Annotated in this window: 2 protein-coding genes; both read right to left on the reverse strand. The window is 40.9% G+C overall.

Annotation, left to right across the window (positions count from 1 at the left end):
* Nucleotides 1–134 precede the first annotated feature (134 nt).
* Complete coding sequence (locus D908_RS18060) at nucleotides 135–728, reverse strand: hypothetical protein (RefSeq protein ID WP_005522115.1); 594 nt, start codon at nucleotides 726–728, stop codon at nucleotides 135–137.
* A gap of 147 nt (nucleotides 729–875) precedes the next feature.
* On the reverse strand, nucleotides 876–1,100 hold the full coding sequence (locus tag D908_RS22470; RefSeq protein ID WP_000245187.1) for a hypothetical protein: 225 nt from the start codon (nucleotides 1,098–1,100) through the stop codon (nucleotides 876–878).
* Between the last annotated feature and the right edge of the window lie 375 nt (nucleotides 1,101–1,475).

Below are 1,475 nucleotides of genomic sequence, written 5' to 3' on the forward strand. Positions count from 1 at the left end.
ATAATCAACAAAATAGCTCTCATGATGCCTCAAAATACCTAACGCCCGCCTAAGGGGCTGGCAACGCATTACCACAAAACTCAAACACAACGACCGAAACCACCGCGCGTTGACAATCCCTCTTGAGGCGTTTGTTAGTTGAAAATGTGTAGTAAAGAGCCTTCCCACATCCCGAAGCCAGCATAAGTAAAAACAAGTAAACCAGTAATCAAAGGAAAGAAATAATCCGTAACCACCGTTGTCAAAAGAATAAGGCGCAGTACACCAACAACCTGATATTTGAAGATGCTCCTCCGCAGAACTTGTACGGTTTTATTTTTAACAAATGGGTCTCCATACTGATCGTCTAAATGCTCTTCTTGATAATTCAAAACCCAATTATTTCGCTTCATTGAGTAGTAATCACTTTGGTTTTCCAAAAACCTACCACTCGCATTTGAACTTGCTAGCTCACGTAAATATACATTTGAGTATCGTTCCACTTCCCTGCGCCAAATGCCGAGAAACGTCTTGAGTTCATGTTCGATGAAATAAACCATAAAACGATAGAAGAAATACCCCCACATACCCCATAAGAACATGTAAGTTATTTCTGGCTTCTTAAACCCACTGAAACTAATTCCAACAATGCTGAGTTGTGATATCTGGACTTGTGCCATAAAACAAAAAAGTAGCACTCCACTTATTGTGTACAAGTTTCTTCTTTGGCGGATAAAACCGTCGTTCATTCTCATCCCTTTTCAACTAACGCCCGCCTAAGGGGCTGGCAACGCATAACACTAAACTCAATCGCAACAACTGCAACCATCGCAGCTCATTGGGACTGGAAACGCCACGCGTTGACAGTCCCTCTTGAGGCGTTTGTTATGCGCGAGCTACTCAAACTCTTTACCTACATTTTCCAATGATTTGTTTTTACAAACGTTACAGCACACATAACGATTCATATTGTAATAATGCCCACCGTTGATAAACTCATGAACAAACAACATAAATCGTCCGAAAATTGATTTCTGCTGATCGTAACTTGAAGGTTTTCTTTCTAAGGTTTCTTTGTGCTCAGTATCTGCTTTACAGCTGTTGCAATATTTCATGACCATGAGTTCACCTAGCTTGTTGATGAAAATTCAGACTGAGGATAGCAATCAAACAATACCGAACTAGTTGTACTCAAACACTTTCCGAGTAAGTTCAAATTATTGCTCATAGCGCATAACGCCCGCCTAAGGGGCTGGCAACGCATAACAACCAAACTCAAACACAGCAACCATAACCACTACGGCTCATTGGGACTGGAAACGCCACGCGTTGACAGTCCCTCTTGAGGTGTTTGTTATAAATACTCTTTCACTATATCGGGAAATAGTCGCTCTACTTCTTTACGTAATGGCGAGAAGAAAAACTTTTTACCTAATAAAACTAAGCACTCAGCATCTGGGTCAAGTAGTTTAAAGACTTTTCCAACAGGATCATCT

It is taken from the genome of Vibrio mimicus CAIM 602, from assembly GCF_000338875.1.
Lineage (GTDB): Bacteria > Pseudomonadota > Gammaproteobacteria > Enterobacterales > Vibrionaceae > Vibrio > Vibrio mimicus.